Source organism: Brachybacterium alimentarium, from assembly GCF_002332425.1.
Lineage (GTDB): Bacteria > Actinomycetota > Actinomycetes > Actinomycetales > Dermabacteraceae > Brachybacterium > Brachybacterium alimentarium.
Genome location: NZ_NRGS01000050.1, coordinates 3,554 through 6,625, shown reverse-complemented (window position 1 = coordinate 6,625; position 3,072 = coordinate 3,554). Strand labels below are relative to the sequence as shown.

General features: G+C 63.9%; 3 protein-coding genes. All 3 read right to left on the bottom strand.

Going from position 1 to position 3,072, the window contains the following annotated elements; translation table 11 throughout:
• Positions 1-30 precede the first annotated feature (30 nt).
• The 3 genes from CIK71_RS17125 to CIK71_RS17115 all read right to left on the bottom strand — a co-directional run bounded on the left by CIK71_RS17125 (position 31) and on the right by CIK71_RS17115 (position 2,937).
• Positions 31-1,125, bottom strand: coding sequence for a hypothetical protein (locus tag CIK71_RS17125; protein ID WP_141393751.1), 1,095 nt, complete (start codon positions 1,123-1,125; stop codon positions 31-33).
• A gap of 368 nt (positions 1,126-1,493) precedes the next feature.
• Positions 1,494-1,844, bottom strand: a complete 351-nt coding sequence (locus tag CIK71_RS17120; protein WP_096166878.1) for a helix-turn-helix domain-containing protein — start codon at positions 1,842-1,844, stop codon at positions 1,494-1,496.
• Positions 1,822-2,937 carry a tyrosine-type recombinase/integrase gene (locus CIK71_RS17115; protein WP_226851124.1) on the bottom strand — a complete coding sequence of 372 codons (1,116 nt, stop codon included), beginning with the start codon at positions 2,935-2,937 and terminating at the stop codon, positions 1,822-1,824. The genes CIK71_RS17120 and CIK71_RS17115 overlap by 23 nt, the downstream gene beginning before the upstream one ends.
• Positions 2,938-3,072 lie beyond the last annotated feature (135 nt).

The window sequence follows — 3,072 nt, the reverse complement described above, 5'->3', positions numbered from 1 at the left end:
TGCCGGGGGAAGGAATCATTCGCCGCTGCACTATTCATCCGAGAGAGATGCTCGCAGTTCGGGGTAGTTACCCCATCTCGAGCCGGTGCGGGCGGCGTGCCTGATAGCGGTTCCAATGTTGATCCCGAGGGTGTCTGCGACGACGCTGGCGGGCACGGTCTGGACGAGCTGATCGATACGGGCGTTCTGCGTCCTGCGAGCATCGATTTTGTGCGGTGCGAGATGGAGCGTGACGATCGCTTCGCTGACATGGAGATGGGGCGTTGTTCCAGGGAGGAGCCAATCGGGGCCTCCACCGACGAAGGTCCGTTGTTCCTCGAGCTCGCTAACGTAGCGGCGGAGGAGTTCGGCGATCGGCTCGGGCAGAGCGAGAGGCGTGCGCCCGAAGGTGATGCTCAAAGTCGTCTCGTGACCTGAGACGTCTGATTGGCGGAGGCGGACGCAGTCGCTGATCCGTTGCGCGAAGACGAGCACCAGCAAGCCGATGATGCGGCTTGCGGACGGGATGGACGTGTCATCGAGAAGCTCATCGACTTTCCGCCAGATGGTGTCCTCCGGGACAGAGGGGGCGGGCCGAGCTTGCGGGCGATGAGGCGGCATGAGGGGTCTGGTCAGCTTCTGCCGGATCGCCCAATTGAGGAAGGTGGCGACCGCTCCCTGGGAGCGGTGATGGGTGAAGAATCGATCTACGGAGCGCTGGTCCAACGTCCCCATCTGAACTCCCTGATCATCCAGCCAGACCAGGAAGGAGGCGATCTTGCGCAACGCGGACCATCGAGCGTTGAACATGCCGACGGTCAGGGGCTTTTGCGCGCGCCGCTGCCTGGTCTGGCGGAGGACTTGCCAACGGAAGTACTGGTTGATGATCTGCGCGTGGTGGGAGGGGAGGTCGTTGACGAGATGCTCAGCAAGTATCTCGAGGTCGTTGAGCCGGACGTCGATCGTGGGGAGGGTTTCGGCACTGATGAGCATGTGGCGCAGATACCGCACGCGAGGCGAGAGTGGGAGGGCGTCGAGTGTGTCGTGACTGATCTGCACCTCGCCAGTAGCCATGGCACGCAGAGTCTTTCCGATCGGCGATCTTCGCAGCCATCGCACCACCGCGCGCGGGTCACGTGCAGCCATGAGGTGGCCGTAGAGGCTAGCGAGGCCAGGATGGATATCGCCGTTCTCGTCAGCGAGGACCTCGCGGAGGCGTTCGGCCAGTCGACAGGTGCCGCACTGAGATCCAGTGAGCTGTTCCTCGCTTCCGCAAGTGATGCACGCGAACCGCGGAGGTTCGCCAGCACAGGGCGCGCAGACGATGCGTCGCTCCGAGTCGTAGAAGGCCAGGACCTTGACCTGAGCGCACCCGGGACAGGATCCGGGATGTCGGCGGAGTCTTGAGTAGCAGGCGTTGCAGATTCGCTGCTCGAGAATCGAGTAACGGGCTGCGACATGGCGAGCACATTCGTCGCAGCCGACCTGGTGACCACGTGTGCTCCCAGGCGGGGTCATTCGTGCGGGCGGTGCAGCTTGGCGGGGATGGGGCGAAGCTCGCCAATCGCAGGCCCGGAGGCCTCTGGAGCGCCAGCAACTCGGCGAGGACGCACGCTCTGGACCTTCGGGATCTCGATGAGATCGTTGGGTGTGCACTCGAGGATCCGGCAGAGGGCGGCGAACACTTCGACGTTCAGCCTCTCGGGCGTCTTCGTCACCAACCGGAACACTTGCTCGCGCGAGAGCTGCACTCCCTGGGCGCGCAACGGTGCGATCAGATCTGTCGTCTGGAACATCCCAGCCGCAGCCATCATCGGGCGTAGATTCCAGGTGATCGGGATGTCAGAGTCGGGAGTCGTCGGCATCGGGTCCTCCATAGATCCGGGAGAGGGCTTGGTTGATCATGCGGTTCTTGAAGTCGTCACCGACGGACGTGTAGATGGCGGTTGTCGAGGCGTAGGCGTGCCCGACCTGGTCCTGCACGAACTTCTCGGCGTATCCCCATTCGATGAGGTTGGTGACGTACGTGTGGCGCAGGGCATGGACACTGAGCTCCGGCGGCAGCCCCGCTTCGTCGCGGAGCTGCGCGAAACGCAGGTCGATGTAGCGCAGAGAGACGCGCGTGCCTCGCTCGGTCGGCCACAGCGGTCCCGACAAGTCCGCAGTGAACCGGGACCGGGCCTGGTCGACCCATTGGGCCAAACCTTCCGTGATCCAGTCCAGCTCAGGGAGCGTGAGCACCGAACGTCGACGCGGGCCTGAGCCGTGAGAGCCCTTGCCCCAGCGCACGTCGACCGCCCCGAAGCGTCCGAACCGCGGGGCAGCACCGTTGGGCCGCAGATCAGCTACATCCAGACCGACGGCCTCGGCCCTGCGTAGTCCGTAGGCGTAGATGGTCTTGAAGATCTGGGAGTCACGCAGCGCGGCGAGGGCACCCTTTCGACCCTGCCGAAGGATTGTCTCGACGCGGTGGTCGGCCACCGCGAAGAGCTGCTCGAGCTCGTCGTAGGTGAGTGCTCGCCGCTGTGGGCGGCCTTCGTAATCGACCAGGTGTGCGAGCGTGTTCCACTCGTGGCAGATCTGCTGTGGCGCGGTTCCGAAACGTTCTTCACAGTCCGCCGCCCACCGGTACCGAGGATCGGTGAGGTAGTCGCAGAACAGGCGGATGATGGAGTGATACCCCCGGATCGTCGAGGGAGTCGCCGGACTCTGCCCAGACTTCGCCCGGGTCGTGAAGTCCTCCAAGTCCCCCGGCGACCACTCCCACGGGTAGCGGCCAACAAACTCTTCAAACCTCCTAACGACCAGCTCGCGACCGCCGATCGTCCGCTCAGTCAGGCCTCGACTGATCTGCTGATCAGCCCAGCCCGAGAGCATCGCCTCGAACACGAAGCGATGCTCATCCAGCGCCCGCACGTTGCGGAGCTGTCGAAGCGGAGACACTCCACGGATGCCCATGTCCACCACTCCAGTATTGCATCTATTGCATCATTGATGCATCTCGGCTCGCGCGTTCGTGGTCGTCTCCGACCTAGCTCCTTGCCCCCGAGGTGCCGGGCCTGCGGAAGGGCGGAGCGTTTGGATGTTTTGGAG

Excerpts from the sequence above, each read along its gene's own strand:
- CIK71_RS17125 (WP_141393751.1), bottom strand. The coding sequence starts at position 1,125 with ATGGCTGCACGTGACCCGCGCGCGGTGGTGCGATGGCTGCGAAGATCG.
- CIK71_RS17120 (WP_096166878.1), bottom strand. The coding sequence starts at position 1,844 with ATGCCGACGACTCCCGACTCTGACATCCCGATCACCTGGAATCTACGC.
- CIK71_RS17115 (WP_226851124.1), bottom strand. The coding sequence starts at position 2,937 with ATGGGCATCCGTGGAGTGTCTCCGCTTCGACAGCTCCGCAACGTGCGG.